Origin of the sequence: Methylobacterium persicinum (assembly GCF_022179525.1) — a bacterium.
Taxonomy (GTDB): domain Bacteria; phylum Pseudomonadota; class Alphaproteobacteria; order Rhizobiales; family Beijerinckiaceae; genus Methylobacterium; species Methylobacterium persicinum.
Genome location: NZ_BPQX01000055.1, coordinates 53,582 through 78,194, shown reverse-complemented (window position 1 = coordinate 78,194; position 24,613 = coordinate 53,582). Strand labels below are relative to the sequence as shown.

Below are 24,613 nucleotides of genomic sequence, written 5' to 3'. Positions count from 1 at the left end.
CCGGAAACCGGTTCCCGTTTCCGGATGAATGACCGGTCCGGCCACCGGATCAGCGCTCTCGCCGACGATTGAGGCGATCTGTTTCATCTCGATTTTTTTAAGCGATTTATATTCATAGATCGGCCGAATGGTCTTATACTTTTGTATAAGACCAAGATTTATTGCTACCGGAGACTTGGAGGAGGAACCTAAGCTGCGGTGGTGGGCGCAGCCCGGAAGGAATGGCGGTCATGGCCACGACGCTTCGGCCTTCGCCGGCGAGGCTCCTGTCCGATGGGGTGCAGCGGATGTCGCCGACGGCCGTGGCCGGGGGCGTCGGCCTCGTCGGGGTGTGTCTGGCCGTCGGCATGGCGACCCTCGCCGAGCGCCTCGATCCGATTCGGCCCCTGGCGGTGGCCGGGATTGTTCTGATCCTCGCTCTGCTCTGCGCCAGCCTCGCCTATCTCCTGCTCGCCGGGCGCCGACGCGACCGGCTCTCGACCGCCGAGACCAGCCGGCTTGCCGCCATCGTCGCGAATGCGGACGAAGCCATCCTCGGCAAGGCCCTCGACGGGACCATCACCGACTGGAACCCGGCCGCCGAGCGCCTGTTCGGGTATCCCGCCCCGGAGGCGATCGGGCGCAAGGCCTCCGACCTGATCTTTCCGCCCCATCTCCGCGTGGAGGAGGCCGAGACCCTGGCGGCGATCGGCCGGGGCGAGCCTGTCCCCGCCCACGCGACCCTGCGCATGCGCGCCGATGGCGGGATGGTGCATGTCCTGGCCAGCGCCTCGCCGATCCGCACGGCCGGGGGCACGCTGGTGGGCGTGGCGAGCCTCATGCGCGACATCGGCGAGCGGGTCGCGCACGAGGAGCGCGTCGCCGCCCTCACCGCCAACCTCGAACGCGAGGTGGCGGAGCGGACCGCGGAACTGCGCGCCGTCGTGGCGGCCCAGTCGGCGATCCTGACCCATGCGGGCTACGCCATCATCGCCACGGGCGTGGACGGGGTGATCTCCGTCTTCAACCCCGCCGCGGAGCGGATGCTCGGCTACGGCGCGGACGAGGTGGTCGGCCGGGCGACCCCGATGCTTTTCCACGATCCGGCGGAGGTGGCCGAGCGGGCACGCATCCTCTCTCTGGAATACGGCGAGGCGATCGCGCCGGGGCCGGAGACCTTCGTGGCGCACGGACGCCACGGCAAGGCGAACCTGGAGGAATGGACCTACATCGCCAAGGACGGCACGCGGCTGCCGGTCCTGCTCAACGTGGCGGAGATCAAGTCGCCGGCCGGCGAGGCCCTGGGCTTCCTCGGCATCGCGATGGACCTGTCCGAACGCCAGAGCCACGCCGCGCAGATGCGGGCGGCACGGGCGGGCACGTGGAGCTACGACATCGCCTCGCGCCGGGTGCGCCTGTCGGCGGAATGCGCCCGGCAGCACGGCCTGCCCGACGCCGAGGTCGAGATCGACGTCGAGACCGAGTGGAGCCGGCTTGCCTATCCCGACGACGTCGGGCGCGTCATCGGCGAACTGGCCGCCGCGGTCGCGGCCGGGGGCACCTACGAGATCGAGTTCCGCGTCCCCCTGCCGGCTGGCGGCGTCCGCTGGCTCCTGTCGATCGGCCGCGTCGAGACCGAGGCCGGAGCCCGGACCGGCCGGGTGATCGGCCTGACCCTGGACATCACCGGCCGTAAGGAAGCCGAGCGAGCGCTGATCGAGGCCCGCCAGGAGGCGGAGCGGGCGAATCGGTCCAAGAGCGAGTTCCTGGCCACCATGAGCCACGAGATCCGCACGCCGCTCAACGCCATCGTCGGCTTCACCAATCTGATGCTCGGGTCGGGCCGACTGGAGCCGACCGAACGGCGGCATGCGGAACTCGTCCGGTCCGCGGGATCGGCCCTGCTGATGGTGGTCAACGACGTCCTCGACTTCGCACGGATCGAGGCCGGCGCCGTCACCCTGGATCCCGGCCCGTTCTCGCCCTGGGCGCTTGCGGACAACTGCGTCTCCATCGTCCGCAGCCTCGCGGAGCAGAAGGGCCTCGCCCTGCACCTCGATCTCGATCCGCGCCTGCCGCTCGCCCTGCTCGGGGACAAGCCGCGGTTGCGGCAGATCCTCCTCAACCTCCTCAACAACGCGGTGAAGTTCACCCCGTCCGGCACGGTGACGCTGAGCGTCCGGCACCAAGCATCGGGGCCGGAGGGCGAGGACCTGCGATTCGCCGTCAGCGACACAGGGATCGGCATCCCCCCGGACAAGCGGGACCGCCTGTTCCGGCGCTTCAGCCAGATGGATGCCTCCATCGAGCGCGAGTTCGGCGGCACGGGGCTCGGGCTCGCCATCTGCAAGGCCCTGGTCGAGTTGATGGGCGGGACCATCGGCGTCGAGAGCGCGGGCGGGCCGGGTTCGACCTTCTGGTTCACCCTGCGCCTGCCCCGGGCTGGCCCCGAGGAGGTGGCGCCTCTCCTGCCCGCCCTCCCGCCGTGTCGCCGGGCGCGGGTCCTCCTCGTGGAGGACAACCTCGTGAACCAGGAGCTCGCCCTGACGGTGCTCGAACGGGCCGGCCATTCCGTGGTCGTCGCCTCGGACGGGGAGCAGGCGATCCGCGCCGCCGCCGCGGAACCGTTCGACGCCGTGCTCATGGACATCCAGATGCCGGGCATGGACGGGCTGACCGCGACGCGGGCGATCCGCGCCCTGCCCGACGGCAAGGCCCGCATCCCTATCATCGCCCTGTCGGCGAACGTGCTCCCGGCGGAGGTCCGGCGCTGCCAGGAGGCCGGCATGGACGACCATATCGGCAAGCCCTTCGACGAGGTCGGCCTGCTGCGGACGATCGACCGCTGGCTTCCCGCCGGAGCCGGCTCGCCCGGCCCGGAGCCCGGACGCGTCCCGACCCAGGACCGCCGCGGGAGTCTCGTGAGCCACCTCAAGCCCGAGCGGCTTTTGCATGTCATGAAGATCCTCGACGGGGATCTGGCGCGGTCCTTCACCGGCCCGATCGACCGGCCCGAGGATCGCAACCGGGTGCGGTTCGAGGCCCATTCGCTCACCGCCGCCGCCGCGATGGTCGGGCTGACGCACCTCTCGCAGGCCTGCCGCGACGTGGACGATTTCGGGGAAGGCCGGATCGCCGCCGAGGGGCTGGGGCGCTTCGCGGCCGTCCTGTCCCGGGCCAGGACCGCCGCCGCCGCGGCGCGAGCCGACATCCAGCGGGCGGCCGAACCGCCGGACCGCACCGCCCCACGGCACAGTGAGACTCCGCCCTGACCGGGTCCCGCCGTGCTCCGGTCCCGCGGAAGGGAGCCGCCGGCGCCGTTGCGCTTAGTGGCCCATGAGCACCGGCATCCGGGCGTTCTCGATCACGTGCCGCGTGACGCCGCCGAGGAGCAGCTCCCGCACCCGGCTGTGGGTGTAGGCGCCCAGGGCCAGCATCGAGGCGCCCTGCGCCTCGGCCGCACCGAGGATCGCTGCGCCCACGGACATCCCCTCCGGCACCGGCAGCGCCATGGATTCGGCCACGATCCCGTGCCAGCGCAGATAGGCGCTCAAGTCCGCCGCCCGCATCTCGGTGCGACGGCCGGTTTCGGCGTGGACGACCGTAACCCGGCCGGCCTCGTGCAGCAGGGTGATCGACTGCCCGATCAGGCGCGTCGCCTCCAGGCTGCCGTTCCAGGCGATCACGACGTGGCTCAGGAGGTCGGCGGGGACGCTCTGCCCGATCATCAGGGTCGGCCGCCCGACGGAGAACAGGGCGGTGTCCAAGGCGCGGCCGGTGAACGGCTCCTCCGGGTCCGGCCGGTCGACGATCACGAGGTCGTTGACCCGCCCGGCGAGGGTCAGGAGCGGCTCGACCTCGCCGGTGTGCTCGGTCCAGCTCGCGAAGGTCGAATCGAGGCGTTCGGGCCGGGAGGTGAGGGGTACGCCCTCCCGGGCGCACCATGCCCGGAGGGCCGCCTCGCCCTCCGCCGCGGCCTCGCGCACCCCCCGGGCGATGGCCGAGATCGCCAAGCCGTCGATGGGGCCGAGGCTCGCGATCCCGGCGAGCACCTCCGCCGGGCCGGGCGCCATGAAGGCCACGCCGATATGGGCGTTCAGGCGGCGGCAGAGCCGCAGGGCGGCATCCAGGCGGCGCGTCGCGTCGAGGCCCGGAGCGGTCGGCACGAGGAGGCAGCGGAGGTACATCGTGGTGCTCCCTGGCGACATCCCCGGCCGGGGCCTATCCCGGTCCGGCGGAAGATATCTCTGTGGAAATACAACGACCTGAAGCGTTTTCCCGGATGGCGGCGGACGACGCCTCAGCGTTCCAGGGACTTCAGGTAGGCGATCAGGTCCTGGGCCTGATCCGGATCGAAGCGGAATTCCGGCATGGCCGGGTGACCTGTGCTGATGCCCTCCGTCAGGGCCTCCCCGAGATCCTCCACGGGGTAGCGCGTGTGGAGTTCGCGGAAGCGCGGCGCTTCCCCGAACGGGCTGTCCCCCGTGCGCCCGATGGCATGGCACCGGGCGCAATGGGTCCTGGCCAGGCCCTCGCCCTGCCGGACGTGCAGGTCGAAGGCGGCGAAGGCGGTGGCCGGAAGAACAACCGGCGCGAGGGCGCCGACGAGGAGGCCGATCATCGGGCGCATGGAGCCTTCATCGCGTGACGGGCAGGGGGAAAAGGGTGGGCGAGGCTCAGACCGGGCGGGAGGTGCGGGTCTCCCGCAGGCGCCAGAGTTCGGAGAAAGCGGAGATCGCCAGGGCGAGGCCGAACCCGGCATGGGTCCAGGCCGCGGGGATCCGGCCCCCGAAGCCGAGGGCCCACGGCGCCACGCAGAGCCAGAGGCCGATGGCGGCGGTGAGGTATTCGAGCCATGCGTGGACCTGCGCCAGGGCGAGCAGGGACAGCACGATGACCGCCCCCGCGCAGGCCCATGCGTTCCAGGCGGGCACCCGGTCCGGCGCGAAGCCGAGGTACCACGGGGCGGCGGCCAGCAGGATCCCGAGCATCAGGCTCCATCCGGACAGGAAGCGGTCCTCGGGCTCGTTGACGATGCGCATGGCGTTCTCCCATCGATGTCAGGCCAGGGTCAGGTGGTCCTCCACGGCGCGAACCCCCGGGGCGGACCACGCGGCCCGCTCGGCGATCTCGCGCTCGCTCCAGACATCGACGCAGCCGTCGAGGATCACCCTGTCGCCATCGACGTGCACGCGGATCGTGTCCGGGTCCTTCGTGCTGCGCCTCAGGGCCGCGGCGATCCTGTTCCGGACCTCGGTGGGGGAGACCGGCGGCTTCACGGCGATGAGGTTCACGATGTCGGTCACGCCCGCGAGGCGGCGCAGGGCCTGATCGACCGCCGCCTTCTGGTGATAGTGGGGAACGCAGCCTTCCAGGGTGACGCAGCCCTTCTCGACCTTGAGGGTGATCGCCCGTTCCGGGATGCGCGTGTCCCAGGCCAGGACCTGGGCGCAGCGCTCGGCCAGGGCCTCGTCGCCGACGAGGGGCTCCCCGGGCGCGCGGACCTCGATCTGCTCGATCACCGCCCGCACGCCCCGGACCCGCCGGGTCACCCGCTCGGCGATGCCCCGCTCGGCATAGGTCCGCACATGGCCGCAGAGGGTCACGATGCCGTTCTCGACCGTGACGCCGACCTGCGCCGCATCGATCATCGGGGCATAGTCCAGCTCGTCGAGCACATGCCGCCGTACGGTGATGTCGTCCATCGTCCGCTCCCGTCCTGCCGATGGGAGCCATGGTGCAGGGGCGCCCCCGCCCGCGCCTTGATCCACCTCAACGCCTGCGGCACGCGCTACCGGCACGCTCAGCTTCAGGTTGCGAATCCCCCCGGGAGGGCGAGATGGATGCGAGGCGAGAACCCGGGTCGGCCCCGGAGGCCGGGCCCGACCGGCCCTTCGTGCCGGGCCCCCTCGGGCAGGACAGCCTCCGGCGGATCGACGCCTACTGGCGCGCCGCCAACTATCTCTCGGTCGGGCAGATCTACCTCATGGCCAACCCGCTCCTGCGGGAGCCGCTGGCACCGGAGCACGTGAAGCCGCGGCTCCTCGGCCATTGGGGCACCACGCCGGGCCTCAACTTCATCTATGCCCATCTCAACCGGGTCATCCGCCAGCGCGACCTCGACGTGATGGCGGTCTGGGGGCCCGGCCACGGGGCGCCGGGCCTCGTGGCCAACGCCTATCTGGAGGGCACCTACAGCGAGACCTACCCGGATGTCGCCCGGGACCTCGCCGGGATGGCGAGGCTGTTCCGGCAGTTCTCGTTTCCCGGGGGCATCCCGAGCCACGCCTCGCCGGACCTGCCGGGCTCGATCCACGAGGGGGGCGAACTCGGCTACGCCCTCGCCCACGCCTTCGGGGCCGCCCTCGACAATCCGGGCCTCGTCGTGGCCTGCATCGTGGGCGACGGCGAGGCCGAGACGGGTCCGCTCGCCGCCTCATGGCATTCGAGCAAGTTCCTGAACCCGAAGACGGACGGCGCCGTCCTGCCGATCCTCCACCTCAACGGCTACAAGATCGCCAGCCCGACCGTCCTCGCCCGGATGCCCCGGGAGGAGCTGCGCAGCCTCCTCGCCGGCTACGGCTATGCGCCGATCTTCGTCGAGGGCAGCGAACCCGCCCCGATGCATCAGGCCATGGCGGCGGCCCTCGACGAGGCCTTCGACGCCATCGCGAGCATCCGGGCGAGGCCCGGCACGGCCGGGCGGCCCCGCTGGCCGATGATCGTCCTGATCAGCCCCAAGGGCTGGACGGGGCCCGCGACCGTCGATGGCCGCCCCGTCGAGGGCACGTGGCGTTCCCATCAGGTGCCGGTCGCGGCGGTGCGGGAGAACCCGGACCATCTCGCCATTCTCGACGCGTGGATGCGCTCGTACCGCCCGGAGGAGCTGTTCGACGGGGATGGCGCCCTCGTCCCCGACCTCGCAGCCCTGCCGCCCAGGGGGAGTCGGCGGATCTCGGCCAACCCCCATGCCAACGCCCATGCGTGCCAGCCCCTGAGGCTGCCGGACCTTCGGAACCACGCCGTCGCCGTCCTCGATCCCGGCCGAGGCACGGCGGAGGCGACCCGGGCCCTCGGGACCTACCTGCGCGAGACCCTCGTCCTGAATGCCGGGGCCCGGAACTTCCGCATCATGGGCCCCGACGAGACCGCCTCGAACAGGCTCGACGCGGTGTTCGCCGTCACCGACCGGGTCTGGCAGGAGGCGATCCGGCCCGGGGACGACCACCTCGCCCACGAAGGCCGGGTCATGGAGGTGCTCAGCGAGCACCTCTGCGAGGGCTGGCTCGAGGGCTACGTGCTGACCGGCCGGCACGGGCTGTTCGCCACCTACGAGGCCTTCGCCCACGTGGTCGATTCGATGGTGAACCAGCACGCCAAGTGGCTGAAATCCGCCCGGGCCCTCCCGTGGCGGCGGCCGGTGCCCTCCCTCAACATCCTGCTCTCATCCCATGTCTGGCGGCAGGACCACAACGGGTTCAGCCACCAGGATCCCGGCTTCATCGACTTCGTGGCCAACAAGCGCGGGGACACGGCCCGGATCTACCTTCCGCCGGACGCGAACTGCCTGCTCTGCGTCGCGGACCATTGCCTGCGCACCTACGACCGCATCAACGTCGTGGTCGCCGGCAAGCAGCCCGCCCTGCAATGGCTGAGCCTGGACGAGGCCGCCCGCCATTGCGACGCCGGCATCGGCATCTGGGACTGGGCGTCCCACGAGGGCGAGGGGGAGCCCGACGTGGTGATGGCCTGCGCCGGGGACGTGCCGACCCTGGAGACCCTGGCCGCGGTGGATTGGCTCCGCATCCACCTGCCGGACCTGCGAATCCGGGTGGTCAACGTCGTCGACCTGATGACGCTCCCCTCCCGGGAGATCCATCCCCACGGCCTCGACGATCCAACCTTCGACAGCCTGCTCACCCGGGACCGGCCGGTGGTCTTCGCCTATCACGGCTATCCGTGGCTCATCCATCGCCTCACCTATAAGCGGGCGAACCACGCCAACTTCCACGTCCACGGCTTCATTGAGGAGGGCACCACCACGACGCCCTTCGACATGTGCGTGATGAACCGGCTCGACCGGTTCCACCTCGCCCTCGCCGCCCTGCGGGCGGTGCCGCACCTGGGCGGCCGGGCCGGGCATGCCGAGCAGGCGCTCCGGGACGCCCTCGCCGCACACGCCGCGCATATCCGCCTGACCGGCGACGATCCGCCCGCCATCCGGGACTGGCGCTGGCCGGGGCGGCCCGCGCCGGAGGCGACGCTCGACGGGTTGGCGATGGGCGCCTGATGGGGCCGCCCGCCGGGGGCTGGCCGGACCGCGGGCTCGTGCCCGGCCCGCCGATGCCTCCGACACGGGCGGCCCTGATCGGACCCTCCCTTAAACCGTGGAGCCCTGATTGGGGGCGTCGGCGAAGCGCCGCTCGTATCGGGCCAGCATGGCACACCGCTCCATCTCGCCCCGCAACGACGCGGGCGTCGCCTCGATGCCGGCAGTCCGGAGATCGGACCGGAGCCGTTCGACCAGCGTGTCGTCGTCGGTGACGACGGCACATTCGGTGAAGGAGGTGACGTAGCCCTCCGCCGCCTGTCCCGCGAGCGTCATCCGCTCGCTGGCCCAGATGGCCAGCAGGCGGTTTCGCCGGTTGCGGGCGTGGAACCGGTGTTCCTCCTCCTGGGCGAAGCGGCGCTCGAAGGCCCGCTCCCGCTCGTCGAACGTGGTCATGGGACACCTCCGCAAAAGGACCGCCGGGGGCTTCTCCCGTCGCAGGCGACGAGTCTCCGCCGGGCGAGGGCCCGCAACCTTGAGGCAGATCAACGTTCGGAACCCTGCCGGCCGGTCAATCCCGGGCGGCGCTCCGCCGGGCGCCATAGGCGGCGAGCAAGCCCAGAAGGGCGTTGCAGGCAAGGGGCTTCTCGACCACCGGAATCCCGGCCGCCCTTGCGCGCACCCGGATCGCCGGATCGGGATGGCCGGTGATCAGGACCGCCGGCACCCGGACGTCGAGATCGCGCAGGCGGGCCGCCACCTCCAGGCCGTCCATGCCGGGCATGATGTGGTCGAGCAGGACGATATCCGGGCTCGGGCCCGGAAAGGCGGCCAGCAGGGTCGGTCCGTCGCGGAAGGTCACGACCGCATGGCCCTCGCATTCCAGGAAGAAGCGGGTCGAATGCAGGATGGCGACGTCGTCATCCACGACGAAGACGAGGATCGCGTTCTCTGGCTCCATGACGTGCGCCGACGGCCTTCGGGTCCGGGAGTTCGGGACCGACACCGTGTGAGAGCTTCTGGAGCCCGCGTTGACGTACCTCAATTTCCCGGCGCGTTGGCGCCCGGGATCGGCGCATCAGGGCGAGGCCGCCGCCCGGGTTCGCCTGGACCGGCGCCGGGGCGTGCCTGGATCCCGTTCCGCGGCATCGACGTCGTAGCCGCCCGCGATGTCCGCCCCACCGTCGGCGACGGCACCCGCGACGAAGCCCCCGGCGGCCTCCTGGACCTGTGCGCCGACACCGACCCGGCAGCGGATCCCCTCCGCCAGGAGCGCCTGCGCCACGTCCGGATCGTTGCAGAGGATCTGGGTCGCCGCGACCCGGTGCCCGAGCGCGTAGAGGGTGCGCGAATAGAGGCGCAGGTTGCAGCCGCGATCCGTCGTCGTGCCGCCGATGGTCACGCCGAACCCGGGACCCGCCCCGCCGACGCTCGTGCTGCCGAGGCAGCTCTCGATGCCCGCCGCAGCGAGACCCGGCGCCACGATCGCCGGAGCCTGTCGGTGGTTGCGAATATTGACGGCGCTGGTCAGGTTCCCGGTGGAGACGGCGTTGTTGCTGCCGTTTCCATTGCCATTGCCATTGCCGTTGCTGCTTCCGACCCCGCTGCCGGCATTGCCGTTGTTGTTTCCGCTCACGAGCTGCGCCCGGGCATCGGTCGCCAGAAGCGACGCGAAGACGAGGGCGGCCACGGACAGTGGGATTCGCATAACCACTCAGTGCATTTCACGGATGGTCTGAGCGTCGACGATATATCGACCGCGACATGATGCCAACTTGCTTTCTCTAAACTGAATTCGATTGGCGCCACCCTGTGGCAAGGACGCATCGTATTGTCCTGAGGACTTTTCGGATGCGGAGCGGGTGAGGCGTCGCTTGCGCTGGATCAACGCCGGACGGACGCCGAAGCCGTCACCTCCGAAGGGGTGATGGCAGGCCGGCCCGGGCCGCGCGAGAAGGAACATTCCCGTGATTCCGACGCTCCTCGTCCTGAACGCCGGTTCGTCGAGCCTCAAATTCGCGCTGTACGAAGCGGGGTCCCTCCGGTCCCTGTGCCGGGGCGGTGTCTCGGGCATCGGCGGTGACGCGCGGGTGACGGTGGCGGGGCCGGAGGCTCGCGTGATCGAGGCGGCGCCCGCCAAGCCCCACGCCGATCATGAGGCGGCCGTGGGGTGGCTCATCGCGGCCCTGTCCCGCGCGCCGCGCCTGAGCCTGAGGGCCGCCGGCCACCGGGTTGTCCATGGTGGCCCGGATTTCGCCGCGCCAATCCGCCTCGACGGGGCGGTCCTGGCTGCCCTCGACCGTCTCACCCCCCTGGCGCCGGCCCACCAACCGCACAACCTCGGGGCGATCCGGGCGGTGGCCCGGGCGTGGCCGGGGCTGCCCCAGATCGCCTGTTTCGACACCGCCTTCCACCGCACCCAGGACCGGCTCGCGCAGATCCTCCCGATCCCGCACGCCCTGACGGAGGAGGGTATCCTCCGCTACGGGTTCCACGGCCTGTCCTATGAGCACGTCGCCGCATCGCTGCCGCGGATCGATGCCGAGCGGGCGGACGGGCGGGTGATCGTCGCCCATCTCGGGCACGGCGCCAGCCTCTGCGCCTTGAAGGACCGCCGAAGCGTGGCGACCACGATGGGGTTCACGGCCCTCGATGGGCTGATGATGGGGACCCGCTCCGGGGCCGTCGATCCGGGGCTGGTGCTCCATCTCATCCGCGAGCGCGGCCTCGCGCCGGACGCCGTGGCGGACCTGTTGAACGCCCGCTCCGGCCTGCTCGGCGTCTCGGGCATCTCCGACGACGTGCGGGTGCTCCAGGCGAGCGACGATCCCCGGGCCGAAGAGGCCCTCGCCCTCTTCGCCTATCGCGCCGTGCGCGAGGCCGGCTCGCTGATGGCGGCCCTCGGCGGCCTGGATGCCCTCGTCTTCACGGCGGGCATCGGCGAGAACGCCCCCGCGATCCGGGCCGCCATCTGCGACGGGCTCGCCTGGGCCGGCATCGCCCTCGACGGGGCCCGCAACGCCGCCGGCAAAGGTCGGATCAGCCGGGACGGGTCGGGCGTCGCCGTCCATGTCGTGCCGGCCGACGAGGAGGGGCCGATCGCCAGGGCGACCGACCGGCTTGTGGCCGGCTCCGGCCCGGTGCCGGGGCCGGGATGCTTCTCCACCGGGTAGGGCTAAAGCGATCGCGCGGCAGGCTGGAGCCCTCCTTCGAGGCCCGCTGACGCGGGCTCCTCAGGATGAGGTGAGAGGCTGGGGGCCGCCTCAACGTGATCGGTCGCTGCTCCAGGAGCCGCCGCCTCCGTGAGCCCGCCGAGGCCGCAGGAGAGGCGCGCAGCGAGGCTTTGCGGTGGCTCGCGGCGGGAGGGGCGCCCTCGCCCGTCCTCCAGCGCAAGGGGAGGGGAGGGATCAGGCGACGAAGAAGAAGTTGTTGATGTACCGCCCCTCGTAGTGGCCGGCGTTCAGGTCCCCCAGGCGGTTGCGCGGCACGTGCTGGTCGCGCCGGGGATCGAAGCCGGCGATGGAGGCCAGCCGGCCTTCGTCGATCATGAACCCGGTATATCCCAGGCGTCCCAGGAAATCGCGGACGGAGGCCACGGCCCCCGGCCGGTGGCGCTCCTCCGATTCGATGAGCAGGGTCGGCCTGTCCCGGCGCAGCACCGCCTCGGCGCCCCTCAGGACGTCGAGTTCGTGGCCCTCGACGTCGATCTTGATGAAGCCGACCGCGGGCAGGCCCATCCCGTCGAGGGGGATCCGCCGGACCAGGATCTCCTCGACCTCCGCCCCGTCCAGGGTGTTTCCCGCCTCGACGGTAGCGAGGCCATGCCCGAACCCGGCGCAGTGCCGGGGGATGCGCAGCCGCGCCGTCCCCGGCTCGGAGGAGGCCGCCGCGCAGATCACCCGCGCCATCCGCCCGTAGATCCGTTGCAACTGTCGGGCGAGAACCTCGTTCGCCTCCACCGCGACGACCCGGCCGCCCAGGGCCAGCAGGGCCTGGGTGTAGGCGCCGTTGTTGGCGCCGACATCGACGGACAGCCTGCGTGGGTCCACGAAAAGGGGGAGCATCGCCATCTCCCGCTCTCCGGGGCCGAACAGCATGACACGCAGCCTCCGCGCCGACCGGTAGAGGGCAGGCTGCCTGCCGAGGAGAGATCCCAGTCCGGCCATCATGGAGAAGCCCTCCCGTAGTGTGCAAGTCGGCCGGGCGCGGCACCGGCCGCGTCCCGCGCCAGCGCCCAGTAGAAGACGAGGTTCAGGAGCACGGGGGTGCCGTAGACCTCGACCTCCCCGAGCCCGTCGATCAGCACGAACAGGACCACCTGGTCGCGCAGGTCGTCGGGCCTGACGAAGGCCTTGACGCCGAGGAGCGCGAACAGGGCGAAGGCCGGCAGGGAGCCCAGGAAGCCGAGGGACATCAGCGTCTGCATGACCATGTTGTGGGGGTTGACCGTCGCGCCGACGAAATTCCGCGGCACGTAGTCGGCCAGCATCCCCTCGGTGCCGGCGAACCCCCAGCCGAAGAGCGGGGCCCGGGCGATCAGTTCGGCGGCCGCGGCCCAGAGGTCGGTGCGCCCGGTGAGGGTCACGATCTCGGAGGCGTCCCCCGTGCGGCTGAGCCCATCGAACAGGGCGTCGATCCCGGACAGGGGCAGGACGGTGACGAGGGCCGCCGCGAGGAGGGCGAGGCCGGCGCCGCCCGCCATCAGGACCCGCCCCGCCGGGCGGCGGCGCAGGACGACGAAGGCCCAGCTCGCCAGGAAGGCGGTGAGGGCGAAACGGCTGCGGGAGGTGAGAAGCGTGGCGAGGCCGAGGCCCGCCGCCGCCAGGAAGGCGACCGTTCCGATCGCCCGGAGACGGCGGGCCGCGACCGCCAGGAGGCAGAGGACCGCCGCCTGCTGGCCCAAGGCGTTGGGATGGCCGGAGAAGCCCTCGAGCCGGTAGTTGACCTCCACGTCCGAAGGGGGGCTCCAGGCGAGGTCGGGCACGAGGAGGCCGCCGGCCAGCGACACCGCCGCCAGGACCGAGATCGCGGCGATCATGGTGCGGAGCGCGGCGCCTTCCCCCATCCGCGTCGCGGCCAGCCCGGCGAGGCCGAGATAGGCCACCATGCCGAGGGCGTTCGCGGCGGTGTAGGCGGGGGTCTGCGACCAGCCCGTCGAGGCCAGGGCCAGGCCCGCATAGGCGAAGGCGAGACCGTAGCAGGGCTGGCGCAGGAGGGGTGCGAGGTCCCGGCGGCGCAGGACCGTGACGCCCGCCAGGACGACCCAGGTGGCGAGCTTGGCCCCGTTCTGCCAGTCGAGGCCGACCTCGCCGACGCCCCGCACGCGGAAGTTCAGGCTGAGGCCGAGGAGCGCCATCGTCAGGAGCGCGGCGATGCCCCAGGGGGCGCCCCGGACGAAGCCGGCGATCAGCACACCGGCCGCCGCGGTACCCGCCAGGGCGACGGGGAGGAGCGTGCCGGCGCTCCCGGCCACGACCAGGGCCCCCATCAGGGCGAGCGCCGCCGCGAGCGGCAGGGCGAAGCCCTGAAGGAGTGTCTGTCCGTGCCCCGTGGCCGCCATCGGTTGGTCCCCCTGAGGCGGCCGACACGGTCCGCCTTCCCCCTAGTCCGTTGATTCTGCCGCATTTTCTCACGCCGAACCGGCGTCCACTCCGGCGGAGAATGCTCTAGCCCGTCCGGCCCCTGGCCCCGCCCGCGGGGATCTCGCAACGGTCCCCGCGGGCCGGGGAGGGGGGATGCTCCGTCGCCGCGCGCCGCCTCGGCCGCTTCGCGACCTCGTGGGCAATGGCGGCGACCGTCCCGCCGATGCGGTCCCAGCCCATCTCCGCCCGGGCCCGGGCGATGGCGCCCGCCGAGCAGGCCGCGTAGAGGCCGGGATCCTGGCAGAGGGTCTTGATCGAGGCCGCGAGGTCGCCGGCCGTGACCCCCGCGCTCACCAGCCCCGTTTGGCCGTGGGCCACCTGCTCGGACAGGCCGCCCACGGGCGTCGCGACGATGGGCAGGCCGGCGGTCATGGCCGCCGCCGCGATGCCGGACTGGCTCGCCTCGACGTAGGGAAGTACGACGACGTCGCTCCGGGCGAGGGCCGCCCCGATCTCGTCCTCGCCGATCCAACGGTTGTCGATGGTGATCCCGGACAGGCGGTCCAGGGCGCTGGAATGCTCGGCCAGGGACCCGGCTCCGACCACGGACAGTTCCACCGCCACGCCCCGGCCCCGCAGCCTCGCGAAGGCGTCGAGGAGGAGCCCGAGGCCCTTGTAGGGCAGGATGCGGCCGAGGAAGAGTAGGCGGACGGGCCGGTCGACGGGCAGGGTCCGCGGCTGGCTCGGCACCCCGAAATCGAAGGCGCCGTGGGGCACCGTCCAGATCCGGTCGGCGGGGAAGGCGTGGTGCCGCACCGCCTCGCGGCCGACGTGGTCGGACAGGACGATCAGCCCGTCCGCGGCGGCGACCTGCCGGCGCAGCACCGCCGTCCGGAACGGGTAGGAATCGCCCGGATGGAACAGGGCATCGTGAAGGACGAGGAGGAAGCGCCCCGGGCGCCGGGTGAGGACCGGGATCGCGCCCGCGTCCCAGATCGACTGGAAGGTGCACAGGGCGAGCGTCCCCGGACGGGCCTCGAGGCGCGCCGCGAAATCGCGCCCGATGCGGGGCAGGCGCAGGAGCCCGGCCGCCGCCGCCAGCTTGCCGGCGAGGCGGCCCTTGTCCCCCCGGAAGGTCCGGATGCGGTGGAGGGTGAGCCCCGGCTCGGACGGTACCCCTGTGGCGAGCTCGGACCCCTCCGCGGCGCAGATCTCCACAGCGAGGCCGCGGTGCCGGTGGAGCTCGCGCACCAGGGCCACGGTGAACTTGGCGCCGGCCCCCTCCCGCCCCCAGTGCCATGCGAGGACGGGGAGCGGCGGGCCGCTTCCGCCCGGGCCGGGCATCGCGTCGTGAGGCATGGACCGTCTCCCCTTCTGTCGCTCCCCTTCAGACCGCAAGGGATTGCTCGATCTTGGTGGTGAACAGGCGCGCGGTCGTCTGCCGGAACGGCTCCTGCAGCATGGCGAGGTGCGAGCCGCCGACATCGATGACGTCGATCCGGTCGGAGACCGCCGACCAGCCGAGGTCCCTCGGCACTCCCGGGCGCGCCTCCTCGGAGCGGAACACAGTCACCCGGCAGTCGAGCCGGGGCTTCGCCGGGGCGGCGACCCAGGCGGTGTAGGCCCGGCTGCGCACGAGGTCCGCGATTTCGGTGTCGACCTCGAACCGCAGCCGGCCCGGAAGTCGGCCCGGGATGCCGCCCATGCCCTCGAACCCGATCCGGTTCGCGAGCCGCCGGAGCCACGGGCGCGCCAGCATCCGGATGGGGCTGTCGAGGCCGTCGGCATAGCGCCGTACCTTCTGCGCGAGGCTCCGGCGGGCGGAGGGCGGCACCGGCACGATGCAGGCGTCGAGGATGCCGAGGAACGCGATCTCCCGCCCCCGCTCCGCCAGCCGGGACGCCACCTCGGCGGCGACGGGACCACCGAGGGAATAGCCCGCGAGCCGGACCCGCCCCTGGGGGCAGGCCGCCTCGACCTGCGCCGTCGCCTCCTCGACGAGGCGGGCGATGCAGCGCTTCGGGTCGGGCGTCGCCCGCCAGTCCGGATAGCGCAGGCACGAGAACCGGACGTCGCCGGCCGCCTCGCGCATGAACGAGGCGAGCCCCGGGCATTCGCCGAGCACGCCGGGCAAAATGAACACCTCCGGCCGCGGGTCGGCGGCCTCGGTGGGGACCGGCGTCATCGTAGCCAGGAAAGCGGCCATGTCCCTCGCCCGCATGTCGGCCCGCAGGGCGGAGGGCGGGATGCGCCGGCCCAGGCGCTCCTCCAGGAGGGCGTGGAGCCGCATCAGCCCGAGGGAATCCCCGCCGGCCTCGGCCCAGGAGACCGCCGAGGCCGCCGCGCGCTTGCCGAGGATGCCCCGCCAGGCCGTCCCGACGGCTTCGGCGGGGTTGACGTCCGGCCGGGTGGTCTCACCGTTCCGCTCCCCGCCGAGGGGGCCGGTCGTCGCCTGATCGATCGCGAGCAGGCCCTGGAGATCGAGCTTGAAACTTGGCAGCCGGGGGATCTCCCGGAGGACGTGGATCCGCACCGGATGGAGGGCGGGGGGCAGGACCCGGCGGATATGGGCCCGGGCCAGGGCGGCGAGGTCGGGGTCCGGCCGCCGCGTGGCGATGAAGGCCACGAGGATCGCGTTGCCCTGGGTCGCGGGGGCCGCCACCGCGGCGTCGAGGATGCCGGGCAGGGTGCGCAACACGCCTTCCAGCTCGGCCGGCTCGACCCTGCGGCCGTTCACCTTCACCTGCCGGTCCACCCGGCCGACATGCTCGACGAGCCCTTCCGCCCCGTCCCGCACGAGATCCCCGGTGGCGAGGATCCTGCCGAGGCCGTCCGGGGTCGCCGTCCAGGGCTCGCACCGCCCGTCCCGCCACAGCCCCAGAGCGACGTGGCGCCCGGCGACGTGCAATTCCCCCGTCTCCCCGGCTCCGACCGGGGCCCCGTCCGCATCGACGATCCGGTAGGCCACCCCCGGCAGGATGTACCCGATGGGGATGCAGGGACCCGTCCGCGGGGCATCGGGCGGGACGAACCACTGGGCCCCGGTCGTCTCCGTGGACGAGTAGCCGACCTGCATCAGGCAGCCCGGGGCCTTGGACCGCATCAGGTCGAAGTCGCTCCACAGGACGCGGTCGCCGCCGAGGCGAATCACCCGTAGGGTGGCGAGGTCGTTGGGATCGGCCCCCTCGAACAGGAGGCGGAACAGGGCCGGCACCGCATACAGGGTCGTGACCCGGCGGGACCGGATCTGCCGGCGCAGGCCCGGGAGGCCGACCTTCACCGGATCGAACAGGCACAGCCTCGCGCCGGTCAGCAGGGCGGTGAGGCATTCCCGCGTGCCGGCGATGGTGCCCGGAGCGCTGAGGGGCAGGAAGGCGTCCTCCGGCCCGGCATGGATCGCCTCGGCCTGCTGCAGGACCCGCTGCAGCAGCGCCCGCTGGCTGTTGACGATGCCCTTCGGCTCGCCGGTGCTGCCCGAGGTGTAGAGGATCGCGGCAGGGTCATCGACATCGACGGTCGGCAGGGGATGGTCGGGGCAGGGATGGCAATCGGCTTCCGCGGTGGCCAGCGCCACGTCGAGAAGCCTCACCCCGTCCGGGATGCCGGCGGGGCGCGGGCCGCCGAAGCCCTGGACGACCACGGCGGGAATCCGCCCGGCGGACAGGATCTGCGCGATGCGCGTGGGCGGGCTGTCGTCGTCGAGGAAGACGAACGGCCGGCCGGCCGCGAGGCACGACGCCATCGCGAGGGGCTGCAGGACGCCCTTGGGGAGCAGCAGGCCGATGGGGGCGCCGGGCGGGGTGAGCCCGGCGATGGCCCTGGCGAGCCGCTCGACCGCCGCGAGGAAGTCGCCGCGGCGGAAGCTCTGCCGGCCGTCCTCCACCGCGATCCGGTCCGGCCCCTGCGCGGTCGCCGCGACGAGGTGGGTGTGGACGGGGCATTCCGTGAAGCCGGCGGGGAGCCGCTCGAAGGGCCGGTTCTCCGGGCCGTTCTCGTCAAGGGCGCGGATGCGCGGGATGGTCCAGCCGTTCCAGGCCGCGCCCCGGGTCCGTGTCGCGATCACCGTGGTGTCCATTGTCGCCTCCTGACTGTCGTCTCTCCGTCCTCACCGGGTCGCCGCCGGTGCCGCCCGGAGGGCTCACCCGTCCGCGGCCGTCCCGATGCGCACCGCCCGGCCTGACAGGAGGGTGCCCATCAGGGCGCCGAGGCAGTCGGGACACCACAGCGCCCCGGCTTCCGGGGGATGCGCCGCCAGGCACGCGCTCCCGTCGGCGACGAGGCGCGTCAGGGGCAAGCCCGGCCCCGACGGATCTCCGAACCGGATGAGGGCCGAGGACGCGGCCGCGTTGGGCAGGTCCGGGCCGGCGAGGGCATAGGAGAGTCCGCAACTGAGGAAGACGTCGAGGGGGACGCATCCCGGGGGCACCGCCCCCCCGTCCCGGGGAACGCGGACGAGGCAAGCGCAGCCCTGTGCCGCCTCCGGTAGCCGGCCGGGATCGACGATCACGCAATCGCGCCCCGCCGCGAGGGCGGCGAGGGTCGCCACGATCCCCATCCCTCCCTCGCGCAGGCCGACGGCCACCGGACCGGCGGGGGCGAGGTCGAGGATGGCGCGGGCGAGCCGCCTGACCATCAGACCGAGCAGGAAAGGGCTGAGCCGGCGCCGTCCGTCATCGAGGACGACCCGGTGGGGGTAGATCTCGCCGATGGCGTCGAGCATCCCCAGGACGGTGGCCCCGCCCGACGGGGTCTCGTCCCGCGGCGGTGGGGGGAAGGGCTCCGGAGCGCTGCCGGCCGGGTGATCGAAGATCAAGTCCATGGCGTTTCTGCCTCGGCGCCGATGCCTGTCGATGTCTCGCGATGCGTGCCGGTGTCCCCTGCGCGCGGCGCGGCCGCCCGGCGGGCCGCGCGGGCTATGTCGTGGGCGACGAACGGCACCCCGGACAGCAGCGAGAGCAGGGCCGCCCCGGTCTGGTGGTGGCCGTTCATCGACACCCGCGGGAGGGCGGTCGGGGCGGACCGGTGGCGCGCGCCGACATGGCCGGGCCGGGTCGTGAGCCCGATGGCGTAGCCGGAGTCCCGCGCCATCGAGAATTCCCGCGGGCCGGCCTCCCTGGGGCCGCCGAGGGGATAGGCGATGTGGTCGACCGGGCGGCCCAGACGGTCGGCGATCGCCTTGCGGCTCTCGGCGATCTCGGTCCGCGCCTCCGCCGTCCCGCGCTTGGCGAGGATGGCATGGCTGAGCGTGTGCGAGCCGAACGTAACCGAAGGGTCGGCGGCGAGGCGGCGCAACTCGTCCCAGTCTGCGCAAAGGGTCGGAACGATCCCGGCCACGTCGACGCCGGCGGCTTCCGCAAGGCGCCGGGTCCGGTCCAGCAGCGCGTCTTCGGTGCCGCGCATCATCGCCCCGTACAGGACCCGGTAGGCCCGGGCCTTGGCGGCGGGGCCGCAGGTGTCGAGCCACGTCTCCAGCCCGCTCGCCTCGGGCGCGATGCCGTCGAGGCGCGCCACCGCCAGTTCCAGTTCGCGCCACCAGAGCCGCCCCCGCCCGTCGGCGAAATCCCCGGTGACGAACATCGCCCACGGCACCCCCCGGCGGGCGAGGATCGGCCAGGCATGCTCGATCACGTCGCGGTACCCGTCGTCGAAGGTGAGGGCGGCGAAGGGCCGGCCGGTCCGTGGGGCCGCCAGCCGACCGGGGACGTCGCTCAGGGGCACGACCTCGAACCCCTCCCCGTCGAGGGCGTCGAGGATCTCTTCCAGGAAGGCGGGCGTGATCTCCAGGAAGCGGTTCGGGGTGAAGGCCTCCTTGCGCCAGGGCCTGACGTGGTGGAACGCCAGGACGATTCCCCGGCCCCTGGCCAGGGGCGCGAGCCACCGGTGCGCGGCCAGCCCGACGATGGCCTGGAACCCCGCCGCATAGAAGCGATGGTTCCAGGAGGGGGGGGCAGGCTCGGGGGGCGGGTCGAGGGATGCCATGGCTCATTGCCCCGGCGCGAAGACGGACAGGTCGGGGCGGATCGCGACGTCGAGGACGTCCCCGGGCAGCAGCTCGCCGTCCTCGGCCACGGCGATCGCCTGCATCGCCCCCTCGACCCGGCGGTGGACCACGAGGTCCGGGCCGCGCCCGCCGCGCTGGACCTGGGCCTTGACCGCGCCGGCGTAGAGCAGGCGCTCGCCCGAGGCCTTCACCTGGCTGCGAAGGCGCTCGACGTCCACGAGGGCGTCCTGGCCCTCGCGGAGGAGGCGCTGGCGGCGCTCCTCCACGAGGCGCTCCACCCCCCGCGCCGCCTCGTCGCGCTCCTTGCGCGCGGCCACCAGCCGGGCAGTCGTCTCCTGAAACTGCGAACTGAGGGCCGCCAGGGCCCGGTTCTCCTCCTCGGCCCGCATCACCGGCGACACGCCCTTGGCAAAGCTGAGGGAGGACCGTTCCACCGCCTCGCGCTGGCGGCCGACGATGACCTCCTGCTGCTGCGCGCTGGTCTCCAGATCCGCCACGTTGGCCTTGAGCCGGTCGAGGGCACGCTCCTGGAACAGCTTCTGGCGGGCGAAATCCGCGACCCGCGCCTTCAGGTCCCGGGCCTCGCTCGCCGCCAGGGCCGCCACGGTCCCGGGCTGCAGCGGGGCCGCGGAGAGGGAGGAGAGGTCGGCGGTATCCTTGCCGTCGGCCTCGGCCGTGAGGGTCAGGAACCTCGCCTGCCGGCGGAGCAGCTCGACCCAGGCCGCCTCGTACTGGCCCCGGATCTCGGGGGCCAGGAGCAGGGGGTTCTCCGAGCGGAAGCGCAGGGCGTCGTAGCCCCCGGCCAGGGCGACGGCGACGCGGGCGGTGAGGCCGGGCCGGTACGGGATCGCACCCGGCCGCGCCACATCGCCCGAGACGTAGAACGGGCGATATTCGACGAGTTCGACCGTCACGTCCGGATTCTTGAGGGCGCGGCCGGCGACGAGCCCCTCGGTGATGCGTCGGCGCAGATCGCCCACGGCGAGACCCTCGGCGGGGATCTCCCCCACGAGGGGCAGCGCCACCGCGCCGTCCACGTCCACGGTCACCCGGCGGCGGTAATCCTGCACCCCGAGGACCGACACCTCGACCACGTCGCCGGGGCCGAGCCGGTAGGTCGCCCGGGCCGGTCCTGCGGCGCACAGGGCCACGGCCGCGAGGAGGAAGGGCAGCGCCCGGATCATCGCGCCACCTCCGCCGCGGCCGATCCCCGGGGGTCCGTCCCGGGGGGCAGGTGGACGCTGATCCGGCGGATCCGGAACTCCGCCGGGAACGGCGTGTCGCGGTCCGGCGCACCGGGCCATCCACCGCCGACGGCGAGGTTCACGAGCAGGTACATCGGGACGTGAAAGTCCGCAGGCGTCGGCGCCGAGAAGACCGGACGCCCGTCGAGGTACCAGACGATCCGGTCGGCGCCCCAGCGGACACCGTAGGCGTGGAAGCCGCGCGACAGGTCCTCGGCGGCGACGCGGCCCTGGGTCACCCGGTGGCCCCCGCCGCCCCGGCCGTGCAGGGTGGCCCAGAACCCGTCGGTGTCGTCGCCCAGCACCTCCATCACGTCGATCTCGGGGGGCCAGCCGCCGCCCGTCGGAAGGAGCCAGAAGGCCGGCCAGAGGCCCTTGCCGCGGGGGACCTGCGCCTCGATCTCGGCGTAGCCGTACTGGAACGAGAACGAGCGCGCGCTCGTGAGCATCCCGGAGGTGTAGGCCGCCCCCGGGAAGGGCGGCCGGGCCCCGGGGGGGAGGGGGCGGGCCACGATGGCGAGCCCGTCGGCGCCGACGCGGAACGGGCCGGGCCGGCCGAGTTCGGGGGGATCGCGGCCCTGCCGGGGATCGGCGTAGTACTGCAGCTCCCGGTTGGTGGCGTTGGTGCGCCCCCCGGAGGGATAGGATGGCTGCCACGTGCCGCCCCCGCCCTGCCACAGGTTCAGGGTCTCGAACCTGTCCTCGAAGGCGAGGCGCCATCCCTCGGGGGGGACCGTGCCGGCGGCGGTGGGTACGGACGAACGGGGACCGGCCAGGGCGACGAGGCCGGCCAGCAGCAGGCACTCGACCGCCGCGACGGCCAGCACGCCCGCCGCGCCGCGACGGCCGAGGAGGCCGAGCCGCGTGAGGGCGGCGAGGGTCCCCGCCAACAGGGCGAGGCTGCCGGCGACGCAGCCCCAGGCCTGTCCGGCGATGCCGGACCATGCCTGTCCCAGCACCATCCCGAACCCGAGGACGGCGAAGGCGCCCCCGAGGGTGCGGACCGCCTCCGGCATCGGCGACCGCGCCAGCGCCACGACCACCGGCATGATCCAGGCCGCCATGCCGACCGGAATGCAGGAGATCGCCAGCACGGCCGCCGCGAGCTCGCCGCCGCGGTAGTGGGGGAACACCCTCTCGACGATGGACGCGATCAGGGGAATGGCACAGGCCACGGCCCCCCCGAGCCCTAAGGCGACCAGGACGACCTCCCGCGCCAGGGCCGCGGCCCGGCGGGGGCAGGGGCCCTGGCGCGCGCCGGCCAGGACGGCCGGATAGCGGACCTGCGCCACCGTCATCAGGATGCCGATGGCCGTGAAACCCAGATTCGCCCCGAAGGCGAAGAGGCCGAACTCGACGGGTTCCGACAGGAGCGACGACAACCATCGGTTGGCGAGGAGGTAGACGAACCAGATCCAGCTGAAGGCGAACAGCGGCAGCGCGGCGCGCAGGATCGACAGGAGCGGAGCGGCATCCGGCCGCCCGCGGCCCGGAGGCGCCAGCAGAAGTGCCGCGAGGCCGAACCACGCCGCCAGCACGGCGAAGCTGCCGGTCACCCCGCCGACGAGGAGGCCGAGGAACCGCGGCGCCGTCATGCCCGCCTGGAGGAGAAGGGCCGCCGCGGTGAACGAGCGGATCCGCCCCAGCGCCCGGTCGATCGTCACCGGCCCCCCCGCCACCATCCCGGCGAAGCCGGCGAACAGGGCGAGGCCCGCGTCGAGGGGAGGGATGCGTCCCGTGGCCCAGGCGCACAGCATGATCGCCGGGGCGATGAGGGCGAACCCGGCGGCGCCCACCGCCCACCGGGCCCGGATGATGTCCTGCGCCCGGTCCGGGCCCGCCGCCCCGCCGCAGAGTTCCCGGTCGGCGAGCTGCGACAGGCCGAGGTCGGTCTTGCCGGCGAACTGCAGCAGGCTGCTCAGCAGGGCGAACACGCCGAAGGCCGTCGGCGCCAGGAGCCACGGCGCCGCCACCATCGTTCCGGCCCCGAGGAGGGAGAGGATGGGCGACCCGATCGTGTAGGCGGCCCGGTGCCCGAGCCAAGCGGGCGCCGCCAAGAACCGGACGGCCCGGGGCTCGGAGGAGCCGGAGGGGTCCGGGAGGGTGGGCGCAAGGGGGCCGGGCAGGGCAGGGGGGATGGCCACGATCATGCCCGGGCGATCCGTCCGGCGAACGCCATCGCCTGCCGCCATGCGGCCGCGATGGCGGCCAGGACCGCCATGGCCAGGGCGGCCAGCGCCGTGGGGACCGGCTTGGGGAAGGAGGCCCGGGTGGCGACCTCCGGCTCGCCGATCACCGTGGCGTCCGCCTCCACCGCCTTCGTCCGCAGGGCCATGGCCTTGAGCTTGGCCGAGCCATCGTCCATCGCCGCCCGCTCGGAATCGGCTGCGCGCTGGAGTTCGGCCGCCACCCGTTCCGCGGCGCGGCGCGTCTCGATCAGGCGCCGCGTCTCGGCCACCTGCGTGCCCAGCATCGTCTCGCGCTGTTCCCAGGACTTGGCCTCCGCCGCCGCCGCCGCGACGATGCGCTCGGATTCGATCGCGATCTGGCGCTCGATGGCGGCGGTCTCGTTGGACCACACCGCCGTCCGCGACATGGCCGCCACGAGGCCGTCCTTGAGCTTCAGGATCGCCGGCGAGGCGAGGATCTCCGGCGCTTGGTCGAGGACGTTGGCCTCCTTCATGGCGAGCAGACCCCGCGAGCGGGCCGTGGCCTCGACCAGATGCCCCCTCGCCTGGGCGGCCTCGACGGCCAGGATCTGCAGGCGCTGGTCGAGTTCCACCTGCGCCCCCGTGTCGAGCAGGCCCGACGCGGCGAGGTGCGCATCGAGGGCCCGGCGGGCGGTCTCGTAGTTCCCGGTGAGAAGGTGCAGGCGCTCCTGAAGCCAGTCCCTCAGTCCGGCGAGCGCCTCGCGTTTGCCGGCGCGCTGGGCGTCGAGATAGGCGGTGAGCAGCGTCCCGCTCATGGCCGCAGCCTTGACGGGATCCTCCGACCAGAAGCCGAGGCGGACCGTGTAGGACTTGCGGTCCCGGGTGACCTGGAGATGATCCGCCAGGGCCCGGCGCAGGTCCGCCGCCGTCCTCGGATGGGGCGGCGGAAGGTACGCCGCGGCCCAGTCCGGCAGGAGGGGCCTGTACTTGTCCAGCCCGGCGAATTCGGGATCCTGGTCGAGCTTGTGGGCGCGGATCACCGTGTCGGCGATCCCCGGGGCCGAGGCGAAGTCGACCTCCGATTGCAGCGCGTTCTCGTCCAGCGGCTGGCGCAGGGTGCGGTCGGCCTGTCCGTCGAGATCGGTCGGCCGCAGGAGGATGGACGCCGCGGCCTCGTAGCGCCGGGGGAGATACGGATAGGCGGCGGCGCAGGCGACGAGCGTCACGGTGAAGGCCAGGATTGCCCTGAACCAAGCCCAGCGGCGCCGGGCCGCCGTCCCCGGCGGGGCGACGACCGGCTCCCACGGGGCCTCGAGGCCGATCCGTGCGACGGCTTGGGCTTGCCCGGGGCCGGGCCATGGCTGATTCATCGTTCTGCCTCGGGAAAG

Annotated in this window: 19 protein-coding genes; 3 read left to right on the top strand and 16 right to left on the bottom strand. The window is 72.9% G+C overall.

Annotation, left to right across the window (positions count from 1 at the left end; all coding sequences use genetic code 11):
- Positions 1-230 precede the first annotated feature (230 nt).
- On the top strand, positions 231-3,251 hold the full coding sequence (locus tag MFF22_RS21305; RefSeq protein ID WP_238252549.1) for a PAS domain-containing hybrid sensor histidine kinase/response regulator: 3,021 nt from the start codon (positions 231-233) through the stop codon (positions 3,249-3,251).
- 54 nt (positions 3,252-3,305) lie between these two features.
- Here MFF22_RS21305 and MFF22_RS21300 read toward each other — a convergent pair whose 3' ends face one another.
- From MFF22_RS21300 to MFF22_RS21285, 4 genes are all read right to left on the bottom strand, one after another.
- Complete coding sequence (locus MFF22_RS21300) at positions 3,306-4,166, bottom strand: universal stress protein (protein WP_238252548.1); 861 nt, start codon at positions 4,164-4,166, stop codon at positions 3,306-3,308.
- Positions 4,167-4,279: 113 nt separating this feature from the next.
- Positions 4,280-4,609 (bottom strand): c-type cytochrome, encoded by a 330-nt coding sequence (locus tag MFF22_RS21295; RefSeq protein WP_370877578.1) that lies wholly within the window; start codon positions 4,607-4,609, stop codon positions 4,280-4,282.
- A 46-nt stretch (positions 4,610-4,655) separates the two neighbouring features.
- Positions 4,656-5,021, bottom strand: coding sequence for an SPW repeat protein (locus MFF22_RS21290; protein WP_238252547.1), 366 nt, complete (start codon positions 5,019-5,021; stop codon positions 4,656-4,658).
- An 18-nt stretch (positions 5,022-5,039) separates the two neighbouring features.
- Complete coding sequence (locus MFF22_RS21285; RefSeq protein WP_238252546.1) at positions 5,040-5,684, bottom strand: BON domain-containing protein; 645 nt, start codon at positions 5,682-5,684, stop codon at positions 5,040-5,042.
- A 134-nt stretch (positions 5,685-5,818) separates the two neighbouring features.
- On the opposite strand from MFF22_RS21285, the gene MFF22_RS21280 reads away from it, so the two are divergent.
- Positions 5,819-8,269, top strand: a complete 2,451-nt coding sequence (locus tag MFF22_RS21280; RefSeq protein ID WP_238252545.1) for a phosphoketolase family protein — start codon at positions 5,819-5,821, stop codon at positions 8,267-8,269.
- Positions 8,270-8,359: 90 nt separating this feature from the next.
- Here MFF22_RS21280 and MFF22_RS21275 read toward each other — a convergent pair whose 3' ends face one another.
- From MFF22_RS21275 to MFF22_RS21265, 3 genes are all read right to left on the bottom strand, one after another.
- Complete coding sequence (locus MFF22_RS21275; RefSeq protein WP_238252544.1) at positions 8,360-8,704, bottom strand: DUF1476 domain-containing protein; 345 nt, start codon at positions 8,702-8,704, stop codon at positions 8,360-8,362.
- Positions 8,705-8,819: 115 nt separating this feature from the next.
- Entirely contained in the window at positions 8,820-9,209 is a 390-nt protein-coding gene (locus tag MFF22_RS21270; protein WP_238252543.1) for a response regulator transcription factor, read from the bottom strand.
- 117 nt (positions 9,210-9,326) lie between these two features.
- On the bottom strand, positions 9,327-9,956 hold the full coding sequence (locus MFF22_RS21265; RefSeq protein WP_238252540.1) for a hypothetical protein: 630 nt from the start codon (positions 9,954-9,956) through the stop codon (positions 9,327-9,329).
- A gap of 259 nt (positions 9,957-10,215) precedes the next feature.
- On the opposite strand from MFF22_RS21265, the gene MFF22_RS21260 reads away from it, so the two are divergent.
- Entirely contained in the window at positions 10,216-11,421 is a 1,206-nt protein-coding gene (locus MFF22_RS21260) for an acetate/propionate family kinase (RefSeq protein WP_238252538.1), read from the top strand.
- Between the two features lie 234 nt (positions 11,422-11,655).
- Here MFF22_RS21260 and MFF22_RS21255 read toward each other — a convergent pair whose 3' ends face one another.
- The 9 genes from MFF22_RS21255 to MFF22_RS21215 form a co-directional block, all read right to left on the bottom strand.
- Entirely contained in the window at positions 11,656-12,345 is a 690-nt protein-coding gene (locus MFF22_RS21255) for an FkbM family methyltransferase (protein WP_238252536.1), read from the bottom strand.
- Positions 12,346-12,413: 68 nt separating this feature from the next.
- Positions 12,414-13,808, bottom strand: coding sequence for an O-antigen ligase family protein (locus MFF22_RS21250; RefSeq protein ID WP_238252534.1), 1,395 nt, complete (start codon positions 13,806-13,808; stop codon positions 12,414-12,416).
- Between the two features lie 106 nt (positions 13,809-13,914).
- The gene (locus MFF22_RS21245; RefSeq protein WP_238252533.1) at positions 13,915-15,189 is read right to left on the bottom strand and encodes a glycosyltransferase family 4 protein; all 1,275 of its coding nucleotides are present in this window, start codon (positions 15,187-15,189) and stop codon (positions 13,915-13,917) included.
- Positions 15,190-15,217: 28 nt separating this feature from the next.
- Positions 15,218-17,905, bottom strand: a complete 2,688-nt coding sequence (locus MFF22_RS21240) for an AMP-binding protein (protein ID WP_238252532.1) — start codon at positions 17,903-17,905, stop codon at positions 15,218-15,220.
- Between the two features lie 63 nt (positions 17,906-17,968).
- Complete coding sequence (locus MFF22_RS21235; protein ID WP_238252531.1) at positions 17,969-18,649, bottom strand: hypothetical protein; 681 nt, start codon at positions 18,647-18,649, stop codon at positions 17,969-17,971.
- A complete protein-coding gene (locus tag MFF22_RS21230) occupies positions 18,640-19,809 on the bottom strand; it encodes a polysaccharide deacetylase family protein (protein ID WP_238252530.1) in 1,170 nt (389 codons plus the stop codon). The genes MFF22_RS21235 and MFF22_RS21230 overlap by 10 nt, the downstream gene beginning before the upstream one ends.
- A 3-nt stretch (positions 19,810-19,812) precedes the next feature.
- Positions 19,813-21,015, bottom strand: a complete 1,203-nt coding sequence (locus MFF22_RS21225; protein WP_238252526.1) for a polysaccharide biosynthesis/export family protein — start codon at positions 21,013-21,015, stop codon at positions 19,813-19,815.
- Complete coding sequence (locus MFF22_RS21220; protein ID WP_238252523.1) at positions 21,012-23,225, bottom strand: family 16 glycosylhydrolase; 2,214 nt, start codon at positions 23,223-23,225, stop codon at positions 21,012-21,014. The genes MFF22_RS21225 and MFF22_RS21220 overlap by 4 nt, the downstream gene beginning before the upstream one ends.
- Entirely contained in the window at positions 23,222-24,595 is a 1,374-nt protein-coding gene (locus tag MFF22_RS21215) for a GumC family protein (protein ID WP_238252521.1), read from the bottom strand. Before MFF22_RS21215 ends, MFF22_RS21220 begins: the two co-directional genes overlap by 4 nt.
- Between the last annotated feature and the right edge of the window lie 18 nt (positions 24,596-24,613).

Bases quoted from the DNA above. Each gene is read 5' to 3' on its own strand.
- MFF22_RS21285 (WP_238252546.1), bottom strand. From the start codon at position 5,684: ATGGACGACATCACCGTACGGCGGCATGTGCTCGACGAGCTGGACTAT.
- MFF22_RS21230 (WP_238252530.1), bottom strand. From the start codon at position 19,809: ATGGCATCCCTCGACCCGCCCCCCGAGCCTGCCCCCCCCTCCTGGAAC.
- MFF22_RS21235 (WP_238252531.1), bottom strand. From the start codon at position 18,649: ATGGACTTGATCTTCGATCACCCGGCCGGCAGCGCTCCGGAGCCCTTC.
- MFF22_RS21215 (WP_238252521.1), bottom strand. From the start codon at position 24,595: ATGAATCAGCCATGGCCCGGCCCCGGGCAAGCCCAAGCCGTCGCACGG.
- MFF22_RS21295 (WP_370877578.1), bottom strand. From the start codon at position 4,609: ATGCGCCCGATGATCGGCCTCCTCGTCGGCGCCCTCGCGCCGGTTGTT.
- MFF22_RS21290 (WP_238252547.1), bottom strand. From the start codon at position 5,021: ATGCGCATCGTCAACGAGCCCGAGGACCGCTTCCTGTCCGGATGGAGC.
- MFF22_RS21300 (WP_238252548.1), bottom strand. From the start codon at position 4,166: ATGTACCTCCGCTGCCTCCTCGTGCCGACCGCTCCGGGCCTCGACGCG.
- MFF22_RS21270 (WP_238252543.1), bottom strand. From the start codon at position 9,209: ATGGAGCCAGAGAACGCGATCCTCGTCTTCGTCGTGGATGACGACGTC.
- MFF22_RS21245 (WP_238252533.1), bottom strand. From the start codon at position 15,189: ATGCCTCACGACGCGATGCCCGGCCCGGGCGGAAGCGGCCCGCCGCTC.
- MFF22_RS21275 (WP_238252544.1), bottom strand. From the start codon at position 8,704: ATGACCACGTTCGACGAGCGGGAGCGGGCCTTCGAGCGCCGCTTCGCC.
- MFF22_RS21280 (WP_238252545.1), top strand. From the start codon at position 5,819: ATGGATGCGAGGCGAGAACCCGGGTCGGCCCCGGAGGCCGGGCCCGAC.
- MFF22_RS21255 (WP_238252536.1), bottom strand. From the start codon at position 12,345: ATGCTGTTCGGCCCCGGAGAGCGGGAGATGGCGATGCTCCCCCTTTTC.
- MFF22_RS21250 (WP_238252534.1), bottom strand. From the start codon at position 13,808: ATGGCGGCCACGGGGCACGGACAGACACTCCTTCAGGGCTTCGCCCTG.
- MFF22_RS21240 (WP_238252532.1), bottom strand. From the start codon at position 17,905: ATGGACACCACGGTGATCGCGACACGGACCCGGGGCGCGGCCTGGAAC.
- MFF22_RS21265 (WP_238252540.1), bottom strand. From the start codon at position 9,956: ATGCGAATCCCACTGTCCGTGGCCGCCCTCGTCTTCGCGTCGCTTCTG.
- MFF22_RS21220 (WP_238252523.1), bottom strand. From the start codon at position 23,225: ATGATCGTGGCCATCCCCCCTGCCCTGCCCGGCCCCCTTGCGCCCACC.
- MFF22_RS21305 (WP_238252549.1), top strand. From the start codon at position 231: ATGGCCACGACGCTTCGGCCTTCGCCGGCGAGGCTCCTGTCCGATGGG.
- MFF22_RS21225 (WP_238252526.1), bottom strand. From the start codon at position 21,015: ATGATCCGGGCGCTGCCCTTCCTCCTCGCGGCCGTGGCCCTGTGCGCC.